Raw genomic sequence first — 22,493 nt, 5'->3', positions numbered from 1 at the left:
TTACCATGTTTCCTATAAGCTTGCAATTATCTTTTTAAATTTCTTGTGGGATTTTTTTTGCCAAAAGAAACATCTTGGAAATCTTTAAAAAATTGTTGGTTATTTTTAGTTTTTCGCAAGAAACGGATCAATTGTTCCGTATATTCTAATGAGTCGCCAATCATATGCTTACGGAGTTTCCAGATTTCTTCTAGCTGATCACTATCCATCAACAACTCTTCTTTACGAGTACCTGATTTTTTGATGTCGATGGCAGGGAAAATACGGCGTTCTGATAATTCACGAGAGAGTTGTAATTCTAAGTTCCCTGTTCCTTTGAATTCTTCGTAGATGACATCATCCATCCGACTCCCAGTATCAACTAATGCCGTAGCCAAAATCGTTAAGCTACCGCCTTCTTCAATATTTCTGGCAGCGCCAAAGAATTTTTTCGGTTTGTACAGTGCAGCAGGATCGATCCCTCCACTCAATGTACGACCACTTGGTGGTACCACTAGATTATAAGCACGAGCCAAGCGAGTGATACTGTCCATCAAGATGACGACATCCCGTTTATCTTCAACTAAACGCATGGCACGCTCTAAAACCAATTCAGAAACCCGCGTGTGGTTTTGTGGTTGCAGATCAAATGTGGAAGAAACCACATCGCCTTTGACACTACGCTCAAGATCGGTTACTTCTTCAGGTCTTTCGTCGATCAATAGAACGATCAACTCCACTTCTGGATGATTTTCAGTGATCCCATTAGCGATTTCTTTTAAGATGGATGTTTTTCCTGCTTTCGGCGGTGCAACGATCAACCCACGTTGTCCAAAGCCAATCGGCGAGAAAATATCGATCATGCGTGTTGCAATTTGTTGCGGTGTCGTTTCTAAACGAAGTTGCTTCTCCGGATAAAGCGGCGTCAATGCTGGGAAATGCGGGCGCTCTTTCGCATCTTCAGGATCTCTCCCATTGACACTTTCAACGTGCATCAATCCGTAATATCGTTCTGATTCTTTAGGCGGTCTTGCTTTACCAGCTACTTTGTCACCGTTTCTTAAACTGAAGCGACGAATTTGGGAGGCAGAGATATAAATATCTTCGACACTTGGACCATAGTTGATCGGACGCAAAAAACCATAGCCGTCTTGTCCAACAATATCTAAAATCCCCTCCATATAGTAAAAGCCTTGTTTTTCAGCCTGAGCTCGAATAACAGCTAGGGATAATTCCTTTTTGTTCATCTTACTATAATAAGGAATCTTGAATTCTTTTGCATAACTGTAAACATCTTTTAGTGTTTTGTTTTCCAGTTCGGCCATTGTCAAATAATCGCTCATTCGGCTTCCACTTCCTCCACCATTTTGATACTTGCTCCAATTGCTGTTAATTTCTCGATGATATGATCATAGCCACGCAAAATATATTCGACATTATAAATCGTTGTCGTGCCTTCTGCCATCAATCCAGCAATGACTAAACAAGCACCTGCACGCAAATCTGAGGCAACGACCTCCGCGCCATGAAGTTTATTCGGCCCATTTAGGATGATCATATTCCCTTCTACTGAAATATCAGCACCCATTCGTGCTAATTCAGGGACATGATTCACTCTTTTGGAATAGATCGTGTCCATGATTTCAGCTGTTCCTGTAGTCATCAATAATAACGGTGTCAACGGTTGTTGTAAGTCTGTGGCAAAACCTGGATACGGATAAGTCATCACATTCGCGGCTTTTAAATTCTTTGAAGGATAGACTTCGATCTCGTCTTCACTGATTTTCATGCTCACACCGATTTCTTGAAGTTTAGCAATAAAACTTTCAAGATGCTCATAGATCACATTCTTGATTTTTATACCATTTCCTGCAGCAGCAGCTACAGCCAAATAAGTCCCTGCTTCGATACGGTCAGGAATCATGAAATGACGGCAACCATGCAGTTCTTCTACTCCTTCAATACGAATCACGTCAGTGCCTGCTCCACGGATCTTGGCACCCATATTGTTCAATAATGTCGCAACATCAATGATTTCAGGTTCACGCGCCGCATTTTCGATCGTCGTCTGTCCTTTTGCTTTCACTGCGGCTAACATGATATTGATCGTTGCACCAACAGAAATCACATCCATAAACACACGATTTCCATGAAGCGTTTTGTTTTCTGTTCGTAGGTACATCGCACCATGTTCATTTGTGACTTTTGCTCCTAACGCTTCAAATCCTTTGATATGAAGGTCGATTGGACGCGGACCAAGGTAACAGCCGCCTGGTAGACCAACAACTGCTTCGCCAAATTTAGCTAATAACGTGCCCATAAAATAGTAAGAAGCACGCAAGCTATTGATCTTCCCACTTGGCATCGGTACTGAAACGACACCGCGTGGATCGATTTCTAATACATTGTTTTCAAAACGGACAGTCGCGCCCATAATTTCTAAAATTTCTATCAATGAATGAACATCTTGAATGTCAGGTACACCTTCCAAGATCACAGGAGAATCTGCTAAAATCGCTGCTGGTATTAAGGCAACTGCACTGTTTTTAGCACCACTGATCGTTACTTCACCAGTCAATGGACGATTTCCTTCGATGATTATTTTTTTCATTTGTTCCCCACCTTGTTTATTCCTCAAATTTTATACATATGCTTGTATTTTATCATAGATGAAACGAAGAAACGAGTATCGTTCCTTTTATTTAAATAAAAAAAGAGAACAATCGCCGGATCGGCACATTGTTCTCTTCTATCAGTTATCTCGTTTGATCTAACTTTAATCGATTATGCTTTGTTAGCAGAACCGAACCAGTCGATATGAGATTCAGCATCTTTAACGATTGCTGCTTTACCTGGTGCTAATAATTTACGAGGGTCAAATCCTTTACCTTCGCGGTCTTTACCAGCTTCGATATATTCACGAGTTGCTGCAGCAAATGATAATTGGAATTCAGTGTTCACATTTACTTTAGAAATACCCATTGAGATAGCTTTTTCGATTTGATCTTGAGGAATACCAGATCCGCCGTGTAATACTAAAGGTACATCTGAACCTACAGCATCAGCAATTGCTTGTAAGTGATCAAATGCTAATCCGCTCCAGTTTTCTGGATATTGACCGTGGATGTTACCAATACCACATGCTAAGTAGTCAATACCTGTTGCTACCATTTGTTTACATTCTTCGATGTCTGCTAATTCGCCTGTTCCGATGATTCCATCTTCTTCTCCACCGATTGAACCAACTTCACACTCAACTGAGATTCCTTTAGCGTGAGCTTTTTCAACAACGTCTCTAGCTAATTTCAAGTTTTCTTCGAATGGTAAATGAGAACCATCGAACATAACTGAAGTATAGCCAACTTCGATACATTCTAATGCTGCATCGTAGTCACCATGGTCTAAATGGATTGCCACTGGAACAGTGATGTTCATTGATTCAACTAAATTAGTGATCATGTCTTTACATACTTTGTAACCACCCATGTATTTAGCTGCACCCATTGAAGTTTGGATAAGTACTGGTGCTTTTTTAGCTTCAGCTGCTTCTAAGATCGCTTGAGTCCATTCTAAGTTGTTTGTGTTGAACCCGCCGACAGCATAACCGCCTTTACGAGCAGCTTGTAAAAATTCAGCTCCTGATACTACTGGCATAATAAATTCCTCCTAAATTTTGTGAAAACTAAATTTGTTAAGATGATCCTTAACCAACGAACCTATTTTACCAAACATTTCACTAGTTTTCTACTAAAATCAATAAAAATGAAAATTTTCAAGACGCTTTTTTCATTAAATAAATAAAATTCACTGAAATATCGTAGGTAAAAGGTTCTCTATAAACATTTAAAATATTTATTAATAACAATTCTAATAATTTGACACCCGCTGATTTTGACGGATCAATTCCTAGTATTTTTTATTTTGATTCGCGTTCCGTTAACGAAGCACCAACAAATGCCTTGATCAATTTCTGTGGACGGTTCGGACGTGAGATCAATTCTGGATGGAATTGACATCCAACAAAGAATTTCTTCTCGGTGATCTCAACGATCTCAACTAAACGATTGTCTGGAGATACACCTGAAAAGACTAAACCATGTGCTTCAAATTGTTGACGATATTTGTTGTTGAATTCATAGCGATGACGGTGACGTTCTTGGACAACTTCTGCACCATCATAAGCTGTAGCAGTAGTCGTGCCTTTTTTGACTTTACATGGGTAAAGCCCTAAACGCAATGTTCCACCAAGATTTTCAACGTTCTCTTGATCTGCCATCAAGTCGATGATGTTGTTTGTCGTTTCTGGAATTGTTTCTGCTGAAGCAGCATCTTCTAGACCTACGACATTGCGAGCAAATTCAACACAAGCCATTTGCATCCCTAAACAAATCCCTAAGAATGGGACATCATTTTCACGAGCATAACGAATGGCTTCGATTTTCCCTTCGATTCCTCGATCACCAAAACCACCTGGTACTAAGATCCCATCTGCCTCTTTCAATCGTTCGTCCACATTTTCACTCGTCAATTCATGTGCTTTGACCCAATCCAATTCGATATCTGCATCAAATGCAAAGCCTGAATGTTTCAATGCTTCCACAACTGAAATATACGCATCAGGTAATTCAACATATTTCCCTACTAAAGCAATGCGAACTTTTTTCTTCAAGTTCAAGACACGATTTTCTAATGCTTTCCATTCTGTCATATCTGCTTCTGGCGTTGAGAGCTTCAAATGATCACAAACGATCCGATCCATTCCTTGTGATTCCAATAATAACGGGATTGAATATAGTGTATCTACGTCTGGTGATTCGATCACGGCTTCTGGTTCAACGTCACAAAATTGTGCCAATTTATTTTTGACATCTTGAGATACAGGTTGCTCTGTGCGCACGACTAAGATATTTGGTTGGATACCTAATCCACGTAACTCTTTCACGCTATGTTGTGTTGGTTTAGTTTTCATTTCACCAGCCGCTTTTAAATAAGGAATCAACGTTGTATGGATATACATCACGTTATCAGAACCAACATCAGCTTTCATTTGACGCAACGCTTCTAAGAATGGCAGTGATTCAATATCCCCAACTGTGCCGCCGACCTCTGTAATAATGATATCTGAGTCAGTCATTTTAGCTGCACGCATGATTTTTTCTTTGATTTCATTCGTAATATGCGGAATCACTTGGACAGTTGCGCCTAAGTACTCCCCTTTACGTTCTTTACGTAAAACTTCTGAATAAATTTTTCCTGTCGTCACATTGGAGTATTTGTTCAAGTTGATGTCAATAAAACGTTCGTAGTGGCCTAAGTCCAAATCCGTTTCTGCTCCATCATCCGTAACGAAAACTTCTCCGTGTTGGTATGGACTCATTGTCCCTGGGTCCACGTTGATGTATGGATCAAATTTTTGGATCGTTACTTTCAATCCACGATTTTTCAACAAACGGCCTAAAGATGCTGCTACGATCCCTTTACCAATCGATGAAACCACGCCGCCTGTCACAAAAATGTATTTTGTCATATGTTCAAAAACTCCTTCTTGTTTTATCTGCAGGAAAAGTCTAAGAAAATAAATAAGGCTCCCTATCCTTCTAAAGAATAGGGAGCGTTGATTTCTGTAAACTTCTGACCCTCTAAAAGGGTGCCCAAGGTGTATATTACAAGCTATCTAAACGAAAGTCAAGTATTCAATTGTGATTGAACAAATTCACTAAACAAGGATACACTCACTTTCGTAAAAGACTTTGATTAGTATTCAATTGATCAAAGTAAGAGGGAAAATGGCAACATAGGAAATGTTACCGAAATTTTAGGAAAATATAGGCAGAAAATGTTACTATTAATATTGAATTAAAAAATATATCCAGAAAAGAGGAATATTTATGAAAGAATCTTATTTTGATGGTGGACTTGCTACTTATATTGGTACATCGATTTTAGCTTCACTTATCACCATATTAACGTTAGGTATCTGCGCACCTTGGGGATTTTGTTTTTTGTATAATTGGAAAATCAAACATACTGTAATCAACGGAAAAAGACTTTATTTCGATGGTACAGCAATGCAATTATTTGGTCATTGGATCAAATGGTTATTACTCACTCTCATTACTTTAGGAATATATGGTTTCTGGTTAACTATTAAATTAGAACAATGGCGAGTGAAACACACACATACAATCGATTGATGTTTACATATGATATTAAATAAATAGCAGTAAATCAGTTCCTTAAAATTCATCGCAAAACTAATCAATATACTTACAAGAAATGCATATTCCGTAGATAAAAAAATGCCGAATCATGGATGTTACTCCATAGATTCGGCATTTTACATTTTTTATTATTTTCTACAAACTGGATCAATAAAGCTCTAAATATTGTTCTCTTTCCCATTCAGAAACGGTTTGTCTAAAGGCAGCCCATTCCAGACGTTTTGCCTCCACAAAGTTTGCAAAGATATGATTGCCTAACGCATCGATCATTACTTTGTCTTTGCGTAATTCTTTGATGGCATTGTGGATCGTTGATGGCAGATCTTGGATTTGTGCTTCTTCACGTTCTTCTTCGTTCATCACGTAGATGTTACGATCAACAGCCGGTGGTGGTGTCAATTCATTTCGGATACCATCTAAACCTGCTTGTAATAAAACAGCCATTGCTAGGTATGGGTTCGCTGCTGGATCGACAGAACGTAATTCTAAACGAGTGGATAAACCACGAGATTCCGGTACACGTACCAATGGCGAACGATTACGTCCACTCCATGCCACATAAACAGGTGCTTCGTAGCCTGGAACTAAACGTTTATAAGAGTTGACCGTTGGATTGCAGACTGCCGTATACGCGCGCGCATGTTTCAATAAGCCACCTAAGAAATGATACGCAGTTTGACTTAATTCTAAATCTCCGTCTTTATCGTAAAAGGCATTTCCATCTTCATTGAATAGAGACATATTGCAGTGCATGCCAGAACCGTTGATCCCGAATAATGGTTTTGGCATGAAAGTCGCATGCAAGCCATGTTTACGAGCGATGGTTTTCACGACTAATTTAAACGTTTGGATATTGTCACAAGCATCAACGACATCCGCATATTTGAAGTCGATCTCGTGTTGTCCAGGAGCCACTTCATGGTGAGAAGCCTCCACTTCAAAGCCTAAGCTTTCTAATTCCAATACGATATCTCGACGGCAATTTTCGCCTAGATCCGTTGGTGCAAAATCGAAGTAACCACCTTTGTCATTCAACGTCGTTGTGATGCCACCATCTTCATCTAATTTGAACAAGAAGAATTCTGGTTCAGGTCCTAAATTAAATGAGGTAAAGCCAAGTTTTTTCATATCATTTAATGAACGTTTCAGATTGCCACGAGGGTCACCAGCAAACGGAGTACCGTCCGGATTATAAATATCACAAATCAGGCGCGCCACTTTGCCGTGGTCGCTTTCCCATGGGAAAATCATCCAAGTAGAAAGATCAGGATACAAGTACATATCACTTTCTTCGATTCTGACAAATCCTTCAATCGAAGAACCATCAAACATCATTTTATTCTCAAGTACTTTGTCGATTTGACTCACTGGAACTTCAACATTTTTGATTGTTCCTAATATATCTGTAAACATCAAACGTAAAAAGCGTACGTTCTCATCCTCAATGATTCGTTTAATCTCTTCGCCTGTGATTTGTTTCTTTACCATGGTATCCCTCTTTCTTTTTTTTATTTCATTCAGTCAAAGTATTGACGTTGTTGCAAGCCTTGTGACTGATAATGTCCTGTTTTGGCTAACCCGCCTTGAGCTAATATCTCATCACGGAAAATTTGACGAACGTCGTGATCGGTCAGCGGTTTTTTACTTTTTTCTTCTTGTTTTTTCGCCTGTGCCATTTCATAGACCCGTTTGATTCCAGCCATATTCAATCCTTCTGAAAGATAGTCTTTGATCTCTAATAAAATATCGATATCATTCAGTGAATACATGCGTCGATTCCCTTCACTTCTCTCAGGGTGAACAAATTCCTGTTCTTCATAATACCTGATTTGTCGAGCAGTCAAGTCTGTTAGTTTCATAACTGTACCAATTGGAAATACTGACATTGAACGACGTAATTCCTTTTCTCCCATCTGACGTCTCCTTTCGTCCTATCAATTGAATAAAGTATACCAATCACAAAAAAGACTGTCAACCTCTCATGTTAGGTTTCCTTACATAAGGAACGATTTTTTTTATAAAAAAACTTGATCCACTTCTAAATGAAGTCGATCAAGCTCGTATTTTCTTATTATTTCATTTTTAAAATAACTCATCTTTTTTTAGCCATTTTGAATTTTTATTCGCAAACCCACGTACTTCATAGCTATTTTGTTCTTCAATGAAGTGTTCATCTAATACAAGTGTCTGCCGTCTCAACTCACTTAATGTTTGTCCTTGGTCACTCGGCACAAGTTTCGTATAAGGAAGCATCAACTCCATCAACTGCCGTTTGATGGCCTCGATCAAGCGTTCTTTCCCCTCTTGTGTCTGAGCAGAAATCAAGACATTCGGAAATAAAGTCGGTGTAAAGCCTGCTGTATCGATCTGGTCTGATTTATTATACACAGTCAATACAGGCATTTCTTTCATATCTAACTCATCCATCAACTTTAAAACCGTTTGTTCTTGCAAGATTCGATCAGAAGAACTTGCATCGACAACATGAAGCAAGAGATCCATCCCTTGACTTTCTTCAAGGGTTGAATGGAACGCATCAATCAACTGGGTGGGCAGATCTTGGATAAAACCAACGGTATCCGTTACAGTCAATTCGAATCCTTCCGCAAAACGCCATTTTTTCGTCAGCGGATCAAGGGTGGCAAATAGTTGATCTTTCGCATATGATTCAGCTTGCGTCAATAAATTAAGGATTGTTGATTTACCCGCATTTGTGTAACCGATCAAACCAATTTGAAACACTTCGCTACTTTGTCTTTTTTGCCGATTACGTTCTCGATGGGCCTCCACTGCTTTTAGCTCTCTTTTTACGCCTAAGATCTTGTTACGGATATGCCGACGATCCGTTTCCAGTTTCGTTTCTCCTGGTCCCCTTGTACCGATCCCACCACCAAGACGAGAAAGCGACTCACCTTGTCCAGCGAGACGAGGTAGTAGGTATTGCAATTGCGCCAATTCGACTTGCAGTTTCCCTTCTTTAGATCGCGCACGCATCGCAAAGATATCCAAGATCAATTGGACTCGATCAATGACCGGCGCCCCTACCGCATCGGTAATCAGCTGACTTTGACGCGGAGTCAATTCGTGGTTGAATATGACAAGATCTGCCTCATAAGCATCTGCTAATTGAGTCAATTCTTGAAGCTTTCCTTTACCGATCAACGTTTGACGATCCACTTGCGGTCGTTTTTGCGTGAGTCTATATACGACTTCACCAGCTGCTGTATCGATCAATTGTTCCAATTCTTTCATTGATTCAGCAAAATATCGCTGATTTTCTTCCGTTTCCACACCAACAATGATTACTTTTTCTTTTGCTTCTCTCATGTCCTCACCTCTTTCAGCCAACCTTCGATGGCATTTTCGATCTCTGCTAGATCTGTCGGTTTTTTCAAGAGATCGAACCAATGCGCCGTCAAGCGATTACGAAACCAAGTCAGTTGTCGTTTGGCATAGCGCCGAGAGTTCAATTTGATTTGTTCGACTGCCTCATCTAGAGTGATATTTTCTTCAAAATAAGGAAAGAATTCTTTATAGCCGATCCCTTGACTGGCTTGAACCGCCCCTAATTCATAGACCTTTCTTGCTTCTGCAATCAATCCCTCTGTGAGCATTTGATCCACTCGTTGGTTGATTCTACTATAAAGGAACTCACGCTCCGTATCCAGACCGATCATATAATAATCATACAAGCACTCAGGTCTTTCTTTCGGTGCCATGATACTGTAGCCTGTTGTCTCAAATACTTCTAATGCGCGAATCACTTTTCGCTGATTATTCCAATGGATTTTTCCCGCCGCAAGCGGATCGCGTTCATTCAAATAAGCCCAAAGTTGTTCTTTTCCTAGTTCTTCAGCCATTTTTTCATATTTCTCTCGAATAGCAGAATCCGTTTCTTCATTTGCTCCTAATTGAAAATCGTACAATAACGATTGAATATATAAACCGGTGCCACCGACGATGATCGGCAAATGTCCTCTTTCGGTGATTTCCTTGATCAACTTGCGACCTGCCTGTTGAAAATCCGCTGCCGAATACTGCTGGTCTGGCTCGATCACATCAATCAAATGATGAGGAATCCCCATCATTTCAGCTGGCTTGATTTTTGCCGTACCGATATCCAGATGTTTATAAATTTGTAAGGAATCTCCACTGATGATCTCGCCGTTGAATTTTTGGGCAAGTGTCACACTTAACGCTGTTTTACCAACTGCTGTGGGTCCTACGATCACTAATACTTTTTCCATATGGCTCCTACTTTTTCATTAATTGTTTAACATACCAAGCACGTTCAGGAAAGTCTGTGATGAGTGCATCCACAGGTTCCTTTAATCCTCTTTCAAGCTCTTCTGTCGTATTGACTGTCCAAAGACGAATACGCTTTGGAAACTCTTGTATTTCCTGAGGATGCGCAAATGCCCAAGTTGCTTTAGGGTGAAGACCTTCAATAAAAGGTAAGGTCTTAGCTAGATCTAATTTTTTCATTGAATCACTCATTAAAAGATCCAGTTGTGCGTCTGGTTCGATGACGGATAAACGTTCTAATGAACGAAGGTTGAAACTACAATAAGCATGACGAAACGGCCACTCATTTTTTGTCATGAGTTCAGACACTTGTGCTTCGATCCCTTCATACTCATACTTGTCCGTTTTGATTTCAATCATCAATGTTCCTCGATAATTTTTTTGGAGAAGTAGCGAGAGTACTTCTTTTAGCGCAGGGATTTTCGCTGCTGGGAAATCTTTACTAAACCAACTACCTGCATTCAATTTTTTCAGCTCTTCGAGAGTCTTTTCTCGAACAAGGCCTTTGCCGTTGGTTGTTCGATCAACGGTTTCATCATGGATAACGATTACTTGACCGTCCTTACTAAGATGGACATCTAGCTCGATCCCGTCCGCCCCCACTCTTACTGCTTCAGAAAAGGCGGGCAATGTATTTTCCGGATGGGTTCCTTTACTTCCTCGATGTGCATAAATCTGTACCATAGTCCTCACTCCGATCATCCCTATTTTACCACAGGAACAAAAAAGAAAAAGCTTGGACTCCTTGTAAGTTCCCAAACTTTTACTTTATCAAAATGTTTAGTTTCTCTTATCCTTGAATAAACAATATGTTTTGTTTAGCTCCACACATCATCTTTTGAGAAAAAGCCGATTGGTTGTCTCGTCGTATTTTTCAACTGGGATTTTTTCTCATTGATCATTGCGGTCAAATTATCTGTAAAGTTTTCCAAAATGACACGCCCACCTTTGTAAGCATAGCCGCCGATCTTCATCGTTTCATCCGGTGAAAGAATCACTTTGCGATGAGCGATATTTTGGAATAATTCATCTAAAATATAATTTGGTAAATAAAAATTATTTTGTGCAGAAAATGATTGCAGATACGCAAAGTCATCGATTGTGATATAACAATCGTCAAAAGCATCAAAGCTGACATATTCTTCCAACAAGCTCGCACGCTTTTGGAGAATCTCATTGATTTTTTTATTTAATTGATTCAATGTTTCGATTTCTTTGACTTTCAGTTCCAATTCGCGTCTACGTTGCTCTTTATTCTCAAGATGACGCATTTGGATCGCCATCCCTAAATAGACTAAGATTGCTCCTACTAATACACCGATAAAACCTGTGATAGCAATTACCAATTACGGTTCCTCCTTCTTATTGATTTCTTTTTTATCATAACATAAACTCACTTTATGAGACTAGCTCTCGGAAAGTTTTTTCATTTGACCTTTATTGACCAAAAATGTATACTACTTTGTAGGTAATCAAAATCAATTTATGTTACACTATTTCTAAACAAATCAAGGAGGAACCTTATTATGAATTTAATTCCTACAGTTATTGAACAATCCTCACGTGGGGAAAGAGCCTACGATATTTACTCACGTTTACTGAAAGACCGCATCATCATGTTGAGCGGACAAGTAACAGATGATTTAGCAAACTCAATCATCGCACAATTACTATTTCTAGATGCACAAGATTCTGAAAAAGACATTTACATCTATATCAACTCACCTGGTGGTTCTGTGACTGCTGGAATGGCCATCTATGACACAATGAATTTTGTCAAAGCAGATGTCCAAACAATCGTTATGGGGATGGCTGCTTCAATGGGAAGTTTCTTATTGACTGCCGGAACAAAAGGGAAACGATTTGCTTTACCAAATGCTGAAATCATGATCCACCAACCACTTGGTGGCGCACAAGGACAAGCAACAGAAATTGAAATCGCTGCGCGTCATATCTTACAAACCCGCGAACGTTTGAATAAAATCTTAGCGGAACGTACTGGTCAACCAATCGAAGTGATTGAAAAAGACACAGATCGTGACAACTATATGACTGCTGAACAAGCCAAAGCATATGGCTTGATCGATGAAGTCATGGAAAACAGTGCTTCATTAAGCTAATCAACCTATCAAGATCAAAAAAGAAGGCCTTCATCCTTGGATGACAGACCTTCTTTTTTTGCTGTAAAAACATGTGTTAAAACTATTGTTGCCATTCTTTGAAGAATCCTTCTGCATGTTTTTGTCCCATTTCGATATAATGCGTGATATTCTGTTTATTTTTTTGGATTTCTTCTTCTGTTAACGGACGGATTACCTTGGCTGGTCGACCAAAAGCTAAAACATTCGGTGGGATGATTTTTCCTTCTGTCACCAGTGAGCCTGCTCCGATCAAACTATTCTCCCCGATGACTGCATGGTTCAAAACAGTCGCTCCCATACCGATCAACGCACCCTTTTCGATTTTACAACCATGCAGCATACATTGGTGTCCGACTGTGACATTTTCAGCAATCTCAACTGGGGCATCATGATCAACGTGTATGACTGTTCCGTCTTGTATATTGGTTCCCTTACCGATCTTGATCCAATTGCTGTCGCCACGAACCACTGCTTGGTACCAAACTGTGACATCTTCTCCTAATTCTACATCACCGATAACCGTCGCATTATCTGCTATAAACCTTGCCATCTTTTTCCCTCTTTTCATTTATTGAAGAAAAAAGGTCCTAGAAGGCTGTTCGCCCCTAGAAACCTCTTTTCATTATTCCGCTGCTTCAGCAAATTGGCTGTTATAAAGTTTCTCATAGAAACCGCCTTTTGCTAATAAACTTTCATGTGTTCCTTTTTCAATGATTTGACCTTGATCCATCACTAAGATCAGATCGGCTTCACGGATCGTCGATAGACGGTGAGCGATCACAAAACTCGTTCGTCCTTCCATCACTTTATCCATTGCTTTTTGGATCAATGCTTCAAGTCTCGTATCAACGGAACTAGTCGCCTCATCCAGAATCAATATCTTCGGATCGGAAACAACCGCACGAGCAATCGTCAGCAATTGTTTTTGTCCCAACGAGACATTATCTCCTTCTGAATTGATCTCCATTTCATAACCATCAGGCATCGTTCGGATAAAATGATCCACATTCGCTGTTTTCGCTGCATCAACGATCTCATAATCCGTTGCATCTAATTTACCAAAACGAATGTTGTCGGCAATCGTTCCCTCATACAACCAAGCATCTTGCAGTACCATCCCAAACATGGAACGAACATCACTTCGGCTCATCGCTTTCGTATCAATACCATCAATTTTGATCGCGCCATGCGTCACATCATAAAAACGCATCAATAAGTTGATCAATGTTGTTTTCCCAGCGCCCGTCGGTCCGACAACTGCCACCATTTGTCCAGCTTTCACCTCAAAGTTCAAGTCTTGGATCAAAGGTTTCTTCGGATCATAAGCAAAATCGACATGTTCAAACGAAACATTTCCATGGATCGTTTCTGGCAAAGGAACATCGGTCTTGTTTTCTTTTTCCTCAGGTTCATCTAAAATCTCAAATACCCGTTTCGTGGCTGCGGATGCACTTTGCAATACGGAAGATAATTGCGTCACATTACCCATTGGTTGGCTGATTTGCCAAATATATTGGATAAAGGCTTGTAATTGCCCAACCACAATGACTCCAGAAATCACATAAAAGCTTCCTAAAACTGCCATACCGATATACGTAGCGTAGGCAGTTAATTGTACTAACGGCATCATCAATCCTGAAATAAAGGCTGCTCGAAACCCAAAATGTTTCAAGCTATGGTTGACCTTATGAAATCCTTCAAATGTTTCTTTCTCACGACCGTATACTTTTAACACACTGAATCCAGTCATGTTTTCCTGAACATAGCCATTTAATTCACCTAAAGAATTTTGCATTTCTTGGAAATATTTTTGAGAAGCATTGATCACTCGTTTAGAGATCCAAATCGATGCTGGGATCATGATCATTGAGATCAACGCCATGACCGGTTGGATATAAAACATCATCGCTGCTGCCATCGTAATCCCTAAGATTGCATTGACGATACCGATAAAGGCTTGTTGCAAGGCGCCACTAACTGCATCTACATCATTCGTGACACGAGATAAAATATTTCCTTGTTGATTTTTATCGAAATAAGAAACCGGCAAACGATTGATTTTTTCTTCAATATCTCTACGCAAGTCTTTCATGGCACTCTGAACAACATTTGTCATCAATACCCCAGAAAGCAATTGAGAAATACTATAACCTGTACCAACCACCGCGATCCAAATCAAACAGTTGATGATATAAGAAAAATTGATTGCCTCATTATTCACTAGATTTTTGCTGATTTCTGTTGTTGGAAGCCCGACGACATAAGGCAATGCCGCATTGAAAGCCACCGTTAAAAATGTAAATAGTAGCACGAAGATAAACGTCAATCGATAAGGACGGATATAGCGAGCTAAACGTTTAAAAGAAGCGAAGGTTTTTTTCATGCTAGTTCCTCCTTCGATAATTGAGAAGCGGCAATGTCGTAATAAATCGGACAATTTTCTAGTAGTTCACGATGTGTGCCCATGCCTACTACTTCTCCTTCATTCAATACGATGATCTTATCGGCGTGCATGATCGTACCCACACGTTGGGCAACAATCAATACGGTTGATTCAGTTGTTTCTTTTTTCAATCTTGCACGAAGTTTTGCATCCGTTTGATAATCAAGTGCTGAAAAACTATCATCGAAAATATAGATTTCTGGTCGACGGATGATTGCCCGAGCAATGGCTAACCGTTGCTTCTGCCCACCTGAGAAGTTTGCGCCACCTTCAGAAAGATGTTCATCATAACCGTCCGCTTTTTTAGAAATAAAATCAGTCGCCTGCGCAATATCAGCCGCACGTTCCATTTCCTCTTGCGTTGCATCTTCTTTTCCGTATCTCAAGTTTTCAGCGATCGTCCCAGTAAACAATAGTGCTTTCTGTGGAATAAACCCGATTTTTTGTCTTAGTTTACTCAACTTGTACTTACGCACATCTACACCGTCAATCAGGATCTCACCATGAGTAACATCATAAAAACGTGGAATCAATTGGATCAATGTAGACTTCCCGCTACCTGTACTACCAATAAATGCCACTGTTTCACCAGGTGAAGCAGTAAAGCTGACGTTGCGAATCACTGGTTCTTGCGAATGTCCAGGGTAAGCGAAGGTCACATTTTTAAATTCGATGTAGCCTTTCGTTTTTGTTTCTGATATGCCATTTGGATCTTCAACAATAGCAGGAGTAGCATTTAAAGCTTCTTGGATACGACTAGCAGAGACTGCTGCTCGCGGATACATCATAAACACACTCGCAAACAACATAAATGAAAACAACGCGTGGAAAATATACTCAATAAAAGCAATTAGATTCCCTACTTGCAACTGTCCATCTGCAATTTGTAGCGTACCGCTCCAAATAATCAAAATCATCACGATATTGAATAAGAAGAAAAAGCCAGGTTGAGCAACCGCCATCAAGCGAAAGAGGCTTTTAGAACTTGAAGCATAGTTCTCGTTGACTTTTTCAAATCTTTTTTCTTCGAATTTTTCATTTACAAACGCGCGGATAACGCGTAGACCTGATAGGTTTTCACGTAAGATACTATTGATCCTGTCTAAATTCTTTTGTTGGATTTTTGATAAAGGTTCAGAAAACTTAGCAATCCCAACAACAGCCAATAATAAGAATGGCAATGCACCAATTACATATAAACCAAGAGATGGACTTGTTCGCATAACCATATACAAACTAACAACAAACATCATCGGTGCCATAAAACCGATTCTTAAAATATTTTGTAGAAACAACATGATTTGATACGCATCATTGGTCGTACGAGTGATCAATGATGATACGCCTAGTGTTTCATACTCTTGATGTGAATACGTTTGGATATGTTTGAACAGATCATCACGAATGTCTGCAACGATATTCGTCGTGATCCTTGACCCAAAATAACCTAAAAATATATTCATTATGATCCCGATCACAGTAATCACGATCATCAATAGTCCTTGTTGTTTCACATAGTCAAAATCATCGTTGAGGATTCCAACATCGATCATGCGTGCTAAAATAGTTGGTAGACCTAGTTCGATCAGAATAAAGCCGAACACACAAATAAAATTCAACACCAAATATTTTTTGTAGCGCATGGTGTAATGCCACATTAACTTCACTTTATCATCTCCTTTAAATATTCTATCTTGCCATTACTTTCAATAGTAGCACAATCTACTACTTTATAGAACACTACATTTTTTAAAAAGAATTTTTTCTGAAAAATATTTTCTCTTCGTACGTTTTTTCATTTTACAGTGACCGTTTTCTATACTTATCTCTTGATTTATGCTAGAATAGCAATTAACTATTGTATGTTTCATACAGAGGATCCGAGTAAAAAATATTCCAATTGGATAAGCAAATGCGAGGCTTGTCTCTTTAAGGAGAATCAAGTATTTTTCTTAAAGTATAAAAAAACATAGGTGGCTTGTCCCCTCGTTTTGTGTTGTCCAAAAAATACGCTAAATTACTGCTTTAAGCAGATAAAGGAGACATAAACCATGATTTACAAAGTTTATTATCAAGAGTCAAAAATCCGTAACCCAAAACGTGAAGAAACACAATCGCTATACATCGAAGCAAACAGCGATGTTGAAGCACGCCAACGAGTGGAAGAAAATACCCCATACAATATCGAATTCGTACAACTTCTAGAAGGTAACCATCTAGAATACGAAAAAGAAAACCCAGCATTCACATTAGTGGAGTTTTAAGATGAAACTTTCCATCAAAAATAATGAGACAGGTGTCTTTGCGATTGGTGGATTAGGTGAAATCGGGAAAAATACGTATGGGGTACAATTCCAAGATGAAATCATTATCATCGACGCTGGAATCAAGTTTCCAGAAGATGAACTGCTTGGCATTGACTACGTCATTCCTGATTACAACTATATCGTACAAAACATACACAAAATCAAAGCATTAGTGATCACTCATGGACACGAAGACCATATTGGTGGGATACCTTACTTATTAAAGCAAGCAAATATCCCGATCTACGCTGGCCCTCTAGCTTTAGCTTTGATCACAAATAAACTGGACGAACATGGCTTACTTCGTGACGCTGTGCTAAATGAAATCAATGAAGACACTGTGATCCGTTTCAGAAAAACATCCGTCAGCTTTTTCCGAACGACCCATAGTATTCCGGATGCTTTAGGTGTGGTTGTCAAAACACCTTCTGGTAACATCGTGGCTACTGGAGATTTCAAGTTCGATTTTACACCTGTAGGAGAACCAGCAAATTTGCATAAAATGGCTCGTATCGGAGAAGAAGGCGTTCTTTGCCTCCTTTCAGATAGTACCAATGCAGAGATTCCAACGTTTACGAAATCAGAAAAAACGATTGGCCTTTCTATTTTGAAAATATTTGAGAAAATCGAAGGTCGGATCATTTTTGCTAGCTTTGCTTCCAATATCTTCCGTCTACAACAAGCAGCGGAAGCCGCTGTAGCAACGGGTAGAAAAATTGCTGTTTTCGGGCGTAGTATGGAAAATGCGATCGTCAACGGACAACGTCTCGGCTACATCAAAGTGCCTGACGGTACCTTTGTCGATGCGCATGAAATCAATCGTTTGCCTGCAAATGAAACAATGATCCTATGTACAGGTTCGCAAGGTGAACCAATGGCTGCATTGAGCCGCATTGCGAATGGTACCCATCGTCAAATCCAAATCCAACCAGATGATACGGTGATTTTTTCTAGCTCACCGATCCCAGGTAATACAACAAGTGTGAACCACTTGATCAACTTATTGTCTGAAGCTGGTGCTGAAGTAATTCATGGAAAAATCAATAATATCCACACATCTGGTCATGGTGGTCAAGAAGAACAAAAATTGATGCTTCGTTTGATGAAGCCAAAATATTTTGTACCGGTGCATGGTGAGTTTCGGATGTTGAAGATCCATGCCTCTCTTGCACAAGACACAGGTGTACCAGCTGAGAATTGTTTTATCATGGAAAACGGTGATGTATTAGCATTGACAAGTGATTCTGCTCGTTTAGCTGGAAAATTCGTCGCTGGCGATGTGTATATCGATGGCAGTGGAATCGGTGATATCGGTAATGTTGTTTTACGAGATCGTCATTTACTTTCAGAAGAAGGACTCGTTCTTGCAGTGACAACTGTCGATATCAAGAAAAAAGAGATTCTAGCTGGACCAGATATCCTTTCTCGTGGCTTCGTCTATATGCGTGAATCAGGGGATATGATCAATGAAGCACAACGTATTTTGTTCCACGCATTGCGTGATGTGCTAAATGCCCCCGACTGTTCGGAGCATAAATTAAAAGAAGCGATGGTCGGTGCATTACAACCTTACTTGTTCGATCGTACAGAAAGACATCCAATGATCATCCCTATGGTGATGACACCGGATCAAAACTAACTTAAAACCGAGGTTGCGACATAAGTGTTCAACCTCGATAAACAAGGCGCCAGCCACGAAATTTGTTCTTCAAATTTTTGTAGCTGGCGCCTTGTTTATCGAAGCGGTTCTTCTGTTCCCGCCGTTTATTCGGTTTTAGGTGGTGAGAACTAATGTCCTACTCCCAGATTTTTATAGAAAAAAAAGCGAGACCCACAAAAATGTGAAAGAACAATTTTTGTGGGTCTCATCTTATTTTTCGAGGGAAACACGTTGGTTTCAACCTCTGTCATCAATTATTTGGTTCGCTCCATGACGAAGCAAGCCTCATAACAGTATATTTTCGTATAGATTACGCTTTTTCAACGTTTGTAGCTTGTGGGCCACGATCTGAATCTTCTACGTCAAAAGTAACTGCTTGACCTTCTTCTAATGTTTTGAATCCGTCACCTTGGATTGCTGAAAAATGTACGAATACGTCGCTTCCATCTTCACGTGAGATAAAACCAAATCCTTTTTCAGCGTTGAACCATTTAACTGTTCCGTTTTCCATTAATAATACCCTCCTCGTGCCAAAGCACTTATTTGATTGTAACATTGCTCGTGTACGATAGAGGTGCAACAGATGTTTCAACTTCTATTCCCAAACAAAATTACATTATAATTGTACACTTGGTTGTTTTTTTTTGCAAGAAAGCTACATCATTCTTTTTCCATTAATCCTTCTTCGCGCAAACTAAAGTATTGTTTGCTGCCAATGATCAGATGATCAAGTACCTCGATCCCCATCATCTCTCCACACTCTTGGATGCGTCGTGTCAATCGCATGTCTTGCTTGGACGGAAGAACGTTGCCGCTGGGATGATTATGAGCAAGTACAAGCCGTGCTGCTGAATAGCGGACTGCGTAATGGAACACTTCACGTGGATGTGCGATTGTCTGATCCAATGACCCGATGAACAAGGTTTTCTTTAGTAAGATTTGATTTTTGGTATCGAGATAGATGCAAACTAAATGTTCTTGTTTTTGATCTTTTAGTTCTAGGATCAATTCTTTTGCTAATTCATAACTCGCATGGACAGTCGTCGTTTGACGCAACTGATCGACTTGTATCCGTCGACCCAGCTCGATCAATGCTTTGATCTCTAAGGCTTTGACCCGACCAATCCCACGAACCGCTTCTAATTCTGCTAGTGTTGCTTGTCTCAAGAGCGCTAAACCACCAAATTTCTTCAATAACGTACCCGCAACTTCTAATACGTTATACGGATGCTGACCAGTCCGAAGCAAAATGGCTAAAAGCTCTTGATCTGATAACGCATCCTCTCCATAAGTCTCCATCCTCTCCCTTGGTAGAGACGTAGCGGGTACTGTTTGAAGCAAATTTTTTTCCATAAAAAACCTCCTTTCCCGTGCGCTCAAAATAAGATACGGAAAAGGAGGATATTTATTTTATTTTTATTTGATCAATGCCGGAACTTCGTGAAGTGAAGAAACAATCGCTGTTGTCTTAGCGGCTAATTCATCAGAAGGTGCTAGTAAATCTGGCACCATGATTACTGGAATTCCTGCACCATACGCTGCTAATACCCCATTTTGTGAATCTTCTAATATCAATGTCTCCGCTTTTTCAGTACCTAAAAACGCATGGGCATGTAAAAAGATTTCTGGATCTGGTTTTGCACGTTTGACATTTTCAGCTGAGACGATCGTATCAAAACGATGACGTAGATTATTTTTTTCTAGCAACAGTTCAATGACATGTCGCTGATTACTTGATGCGACTACTTTTGGGATATCTTTTTCTTCCAAAAAGTTCAAGAATTCTAAAACACCTGGTTTTAATTCAACTTGACCTGAAGCAAAACGATCAAGCGTTTCTTGATAGGAATCGTCGATAAATTTTTGGACAGTTTCTCGACCAAAGCTTGAAAAAATAGTATGGTAGTTCGCCCAAACTTCTTCATCAGAAACGCCTAAAAATCGCAAGTAAAGCTCTTTGTCATAGGGAAACCCCATCCGATCGGCTACTGTTTGGGATGCCTCATAATAAACGATCTCTGTATCAAATAATAAGCCATCCATATCAAAAATCACTGCATTAACTTTCATTTTTTCCTCCCAACTGTACAAGCAAACGTCGCACTTCCGAAATAAAATAGAGTGAACCTGTCACTACAAGAACATCCTCAGCCGTCATCTTCTCCAAGATCTCTGCAAGCCCAAATTGCCACATTGAAACAATCGTAACTTTCTCATCAGTCGTTGCTTGGATATCCGACAACTCGATTGCTTTAGGATAATCAAAAGTAGTGACGTAGATTGTTGCATCTGGTACTTCTTGTAATTGGTGTAACATTTTATCAACCTCTTTTGTTCGTAAAGCAGAGAACAAAAGATGGACATGATAGCCTTTGAATTCTTGTTTAAGATTTTGGACTAAGCGTGCCATCGCATGGGTATTATGCGCCCCATCTAAAATCACTAAGGGTTCTTCACTTAATCGTTCCATACGACCTGGCCATTGCGCCTTTTTCAAGCCATTGATCACGTCTTTTTCACGGAATGGAAGATTCATCCGTCCACAATAGATTTGATACATTTCAATCGCCATACCCGCATTTTCAACTTGATGTCTCCCGATCATATGGATCGTCAACTTAGGGATTTTGCCAAACTCATTTTGGAATGAAAAAATTTCGCCCCACTCTTCTGCCGGATGTTTGTAACTGACTGTGTAAGCCTCTCCCCATGCGTGTTGTGTAGCATTTTTTAATTTTGCTTGTTTTTCGATCACTGCCAAGGCTTCAGGTACGATATTTCCAGTGACCAGTGGCACATTTTGTTTGATGATCCCTGCTTTTTGAGCAGCGATTTCTTCGATCGTGTCGCCCAAAATATCTGTATGATCCATACCAATCGTTGTGATACCCGTCAACAAAGGTTTCGCTACGTTTGTTGAGTCGAGTAAACCACCCAATCCCACTTCAATGATCGCGACGTCCACTTGTTCTTCCAAGAAATAATCAAATGCCATAGCAGTCAACGTTTCAAATTCGGTAATGCCAGCTACTGCTTCAAATTGATCCATCTGCTCAACTAGCGGTTGATATTTCTTTACTAGTCGAATCAATGATTCATCAGGAATGCCTTGTCCATTGATCGAAATGCGCTCATTGAAGGATTCGATATATGGGGAGGTAAATGTTCCGACTGTCAAGCCGGCTTCTTCTAATAAATATCTTAAATAAGTCACTGTTGAACCTTTGCCATTCGTCCCTGCAATATGGATCGTTTTGACTTTTTCTTCTGGGTGTCCGACTACCTCTAATAAGGCCTCTACTCTGTCTAATCCAGGACGTGAGCCAAATGGTAATCGGCTATGGATCCAATTGATTGCTTCTTCGATTTTCACGTTACTATCCCCCCATTCCTCTTCATTATAACAAAAAAGCTTACGTAGGAAACAATGAAATCCAG

The 22,493-nt window shown here is 39.8% G+C and carries 21 protein-coding genes; 4 read left to right on the top strand and 17 right to left on the bottom strand.

What is annotated here, in order from left to right; translation table 11 throughout:
* Positions 1-26: 26 nt before the first annotated feature.
* From rho to IGK77_RS03885, 4 genes are all read right to left on the bottom strand, one after another.
* Positions 27-1,322, bottom strand: a complete 1,296-nt coding sequence (gene rho, locus IGK77_RS03900) for a transcription termination factor Rho (RefSeq protein ID WP_010736060.1) — start codon at positions 1,320-1,322, stop codon at positions 27-29.
* A complete protein-coding gene (locus IGK77_RS03895; RefSeq protein ID WP_074800108.1) occupies positions 1,319-2,590 on the bottom strand; it encodes a UDP-N-acetylglucosamine 1-carboxyvinyltransferase in 1,272 nt (423 codons plus the stop codon). Before IGK77_RS03895 ends, rho begins: the two co-directional genes overlap by 4 nt.
* A 173-nt stretch (positions 2,591-2,763) precedes the next feature.
* Positions 2,764-3,633, bottom strand: a complete 870-nt coding sequence (locus IGK77_RS03890) for a class II fructose-bisphosphate aldolase (RefSeq protein ID WP_010736062.1) — start codon at positions 3,631-3,633, stop codon at positions 2,764-2,766.
* 262 nt (positions 3,634-3,895) lie between these two features.
* The gene (locus tag IGK77_RS03885) at positions 3,896-5,506 is read right to left on the bottom strand and encodes a CTP synthase (RefSeq protein ID WP_074800105.1); all 1,611 of its coding nucleotides are present in this window, start codon (positions 5,504-5,506) and stop codon (positions 3,896-3,898) included.
* Between the two features lie 361 nt (positions 5,507-5,867).
* Between IGK77_RS03885 and IGK77_RS03880 the strand changes: the two genes are divergently transcribed.
* A complete protein-coding gene (locus IGK77_RS03880) occupies positions 5,868-6,173 on the top strand; it encodes a DUF898 family protein (RefSeq protein WP_071867011.1) in 306 nt (101 codons plus the stop codon).
* A gap of 174 nt (positions 6,174-6,347) precedes the next feature.
* On the opposite strand, the gene glnA is transcribed toward IGK77_RS03880, so the two are convergent.
* The 6 genes from glnA to IGK77_RS03850 form a co-directional block, all read right to left on the bottom strand.
* Positions 6,348-7,688: a type I glutamate--ammonia ligase gene (gene glnA / locus IGK77_RS03875; RefSeq protein WP_010736064.1), complete on the bottom strand. Its 1,341-nt coding sequence runs from the start codon at positions 7,686-7,688 to the stop codon at positions 6,348-6,350.
* Between the two features lie 29 nt (positions 7,689-7,717).
* Positions 7,718-8,113, bottom strand: a complete 396-nt coding sequence (locus tag IGK77_RS03870) for a MerR family transcriptional regulator (RefSeq protein WP_010736065.1) — start codon at positions 8,111-8,113, stop codon at positions 7,718-7,720.
* A 169-nt stretch (positions 8,114-8,282) separates the two neighbouring features.
* Complete coding sequence (hflX, locus tag IGK77_RS03865) at positions 8,283-9,527, bottom strand: GTPase HflX (protein WP_071867012.1); 1,245 nt, start codon at positions 9,525-9,527, stop codon at positions 8,283-8,285.
* The gene (miaA, locus tag IGK77_RS03860; protein ID WP_071867013.1) at positions 9,524-10,447 is read right to left on the bottom strand and encodes a tRNA (adenosine(37)-N6)-dimethylallyltransferase MiaA; all 924 of its coding nucleotides are present in this window, start codon (positions 10,445-10,447) and stop codon (positions 9,524-9,526) included. Before miaA ends, hflX begins: the two co-directional genes overlap by 4 nt.
* 7 nt (positions 10,448-10,454) lie before the next feature.
* Entirely contained in the window at positions 10,455-11,189 is a 735-nt protein-coding gene (locus tag IGK77_RS03855; RefSeq protein WP_074800102.1) for a glycerophosphodiester phosphodiesterase, read from the bottom strand.
* A 134-nt stretch (positions 11,190-11,323) separates the two neighbouring features.
* The gene (locus IGK77_RS03850) at positions 11,324-11,788 is read right to left on the bottom strand and encodes a hypothetical protein (RefSeq protein ID WP_371740687.1); all 465 of its coding nucleotides are present in this window, start codon (positions 11,786-11,788) and stop codon (positions 11,324-11,326) included.
* Between the two features lie 243 nt (positions 11,789-12,031).
* On the opposite strand from IGK77_RS03850, the gene clpP reads away from it, so the two are divergent.
* Entirely contained in the window at positions 12,032-12,625 is a 594-nt protein-coding gene (gene clpP, locus IGK77_RS03845) for an ATP-dependent Clp endopeptidase proteolytic subunit ClpP (protein ID WP_010736070.1), read from the top strand.
* 82 nt (positions 12,626-12,707) lie between these two features.
* On the opposite strand, the gene IGK77_RS03840 is transcribed toward clpP, so the two are convergent.
* From IGK77_RS03840 to efrA, 3 genes are all read right to left on the bottom strand, one after another.
* Positions 12,708-13,196 (bottom strand): gamma carbonic anhydrase family protein, encoded by a 489-nt coding sequence (locus tag IGK77_RS03840; RefSeq protein ID WP_062805556.1) that lies wholly within the window; start codon positions 13,194-13,196, stop codon positions 12,708-12,710.
* Positions 13,197-13,268: 72 nt separating this feature from the next.
* A complete protein-coding gene (gene efrB, locus IGK77_RS03835; RefSeq protein ID WP_074800099.1) occupies positions 13,269-15,029 on the bottom strand; it encodes a multidrug efflux ABC transporter subunit EfrB in 1,761 nt (586 codons plus the stop codon).
* Positions 15,026-16,756: a multidrug efflux ABC transporter subunit EfrA gene (gene efrA, locus IGK77_RS03830; RefSeq protein ID WP_029593997.1), complete on the bottom strand. Its 1,731-nt coding sequence runs from the start codon at positions 16,754-16,756 to the stop codon at positions 15,026-15,028. Before efrA ends, efrB begins: the two co-directional genes overlap by 4 nt.
* A 384-nt stretch (positions 16,757-17,140) precedes the next feature.
* Here efrA and IGK77_RS03825 point away from each other — a divergent pair, with 384 nt between their 5' ends.
* Entirely contained in the window at positions 17,141-17,353 is a 213-nt protein-coding gene (locus IGK77_RS03825; RefSeq protein WP_010736074.1) for a DNA-directed RNA polymerase subunit epsilon, read from the top strand.
* Between the two features lies 1 nt (position 17,354).
* The gene (rnjA, locus tag IGK77_RS03820) at positions 17,355-19,034 is read left to right on the top strand and encodes a ribonuclease J1 (RefSeq protein ID WP_010736075.1); all 1,680 of its coding nucleotides are present in this window, start codon (positions 17,355-17,357) and stop codon (positions 19,032-19,034) included.
* A 331-nt stretch (positions 19,035-19,365) separates the two neighbouring features.
* Here the strand turns inward: rnjA and IGK77_RS03815 are convergent, their stop codons facing one another.
* The 4 genes from IGK77_RS03815 to IGK77_RS03800 all read right to left on the bottom strand — a co-directional run bounded on the left by IGK77_RS03815 (position 19,366) and on the right by IGK77_RS03800 (position 22,428).
* Positions 19,366-19,566, bottom strand: coding sequence for a cold-shock protein (locus IGK77_RS03815; RefSeq protein ID WP_010736076.1), 201 nt, complete (start codon positions 19,564-19,566; stop codon positions 19,366-19,368).
* A gap of 149 nt (positions 19,567-19,715) precedes the next feature.
* Positions 19,716-20,408: a RadC family protein gene (gene radC, locus IGK77_RS03810; protein ID WP_010736077.1), complete on the bottom strand. Its 693-nt coding sequence runs from the start codon at positions 20,406-20,408 to the stop codon at positions 19,716-19,718.
* Positions 20,409-20,471: 63 nt separating this feature from the next.
* On the bottom strand, positions 20,472-21,125 hold the full coding sequence (locus IGK77_RS03805; RefSeq protein WP_071867016.1) for an HAD family hydrolase: 654 nt from the start codon (positions 21,123-21,125) through the stop codon (positions 20,472-20,474).
* Positions 21,115-22,428: a bifunctional folylpolyglutamate synthase/dihydrofolate synthase gene (locus IGK77_RS03800; RefSeq protein ID WP_071867017.1), complete on the bottom strand. Its 1,314-nt coding sequence runs from the start codon at positions 22,426-22,428 to the stop codon at positions 21,115-21,117. Before IGK77_RS03800 ends, IGK77_RS03805 begins: the two co-directional genes overlap by 11 nt.
* Between the last annotated feature and the right edge of the window lie 65 nt (positions 22,429-22,493).

Source organism: Enterococcus sp. DIV0806c (genome assembly GCF_051710905.1).
Taxonomy (GTDB): domain Bacteria; phylum Bacillota; class Bacilli; order Lactobacillales; family Enterococcaceae; genus Enterococcus_B; species Enterococcus_B mundtii.
The sequence above is the reverse complement of the archived record's forward strand: the minus strand, read 5'-3'. Positions and strand labels throughout refer to the sequence as shown.

Excerpts from the sequence above, each read along its gene's own strand:
- clpP (WP_010736070.1), top strand. The coding sequence starts at position 12,032 with ATGAATTTAATTCCTACAGTTATTGAACAATCCTCACGTGGGGAAAGA.
- rnjA (WP_010736075.1), top strand. The coding sequence starts at position 17,355 with ATGAAACTTTCCATCAAAAATAATGAGACAGGTGTCTTTGCGATTGGT.
- IGK77_RS03805 (WP_071867016.1), bottom strand. The coding sequence starts at position 21,125 with ATGAAAGTTAATGCAGTGATTTTTGATATGGATGGCTTATTATTTGAT.
- IGK77_RS03880 (WP_071867011.1), top strand. The coding sequence starts at position 5,868 with ATGAAAGAATCTTATTTTGATGGTGGACTTGCTACTTATATTGGTACA.
- glnA (WP_010736064.1), bottom strand. The coding sequence starts at position 7,688 with ATGGTAAAGAAACAAATCACAGGCGAAGAGATTAAACGAATCATTGAG.
- IGK77_RS03825 (WP_010736074.1), top strand. The coding sequence starts at position 17,141 with ATGATTTACAAAGTTTATTATCAAGAGTCAAAAATCCGTAACCCAAAA.
- IGK77_RS03895 (WP_074800108.1), bottom strand. The coding sequence starts at position 2,590 with ATGAAAAAAATAATCATCGAAGGAAATCGTCCATTGACTGGTGAAGTA.
- IGK77_RS03890 (WP_010736062.1), bottom strand. The coding sequence starts at position 3,633 with ATGCCAGTAGTATCAGGAGCTGAATTTTTACAAGCTGCTCGTAAAGGC.
- hflX (WP_071867012.1), bottom strand. The coding sequence starts at position 9,527 with ATGAGAGAAGCAAAAGAAAAAGTAATCATTGTTGGTGTGGAAACGGAA.
- rho (WP_010736060.1), bottom strand. The coding sequence starts at position 1,322 with ATGAGCGATTATTTGACAATGGCCGAACTGGAAAACAAAACACTAAAA.
- radC (WP_010736077.1), bottom strand. The coding sequence starts at position 20,408 with ATGGAAAAAAATTTGCTTCAAACAGTACCCGCTACGTCTCTACCAAGG.
- IGK77_RS03870 (WP_010736065.1), bottom strand. The coding sequence starts at position 8,113 with ATGGGAGAAAAGGAATTACGTCGTTCAATGTCAGTATTTCCAATTGGT.
- IGK77_RS03815 (WP_010736076.1), bottom strand. The coding sequence starts at position 19,566 with ATGGAAAACGGAACAGTTAAATGGTTCAACGCTGAAAAAGGATTTGGT.
- IGK77_RS03885 (WP_074800105.1), bottom strand. The coding sequence starts at position 5,506 with ATGACAAAATACATTTTTGTGACAGGCGGCGTGGTTTCATCGATTGGT.
- efrB (WP_074800099.1), bottom strand. The coding sequence starts at position 15,029 with ATGAAAAAAACCTTCGCTTCTTTTAAACGTTTAGCTCGCTATATCCGT.
- IGK77_RS03850 (WP_371740687.1), bottom strand. The coding sequence starts at position 11,788 with ATGGCGATCCAAATGCGTCATCTTGAGAATAAAGAGCAACGTAGACGC.
- IGK77_RS03855 (WP_074800102.1), bottom strand. The coding sequence starts at position 11,189 with ATGGTACAGATTTATGCACATCGAGGAAGTAAAGGAACCCATCCGGAA.
- IGK77_RS03840 (WP_062805556.1), bottom strand. The coding sequence starts at position 13,196 with ATGGCAAGGTTTATAGCAGATAATGCGACGGTTATCGGTGATGTAGAA.
- miaA (WP_071867013.1), bottom strand. The coding sequence starts at position 10,447 with ATGGAAAAAGTATTAGTGATCGTAGGACCCACAGCAGTTGGTAAAACA.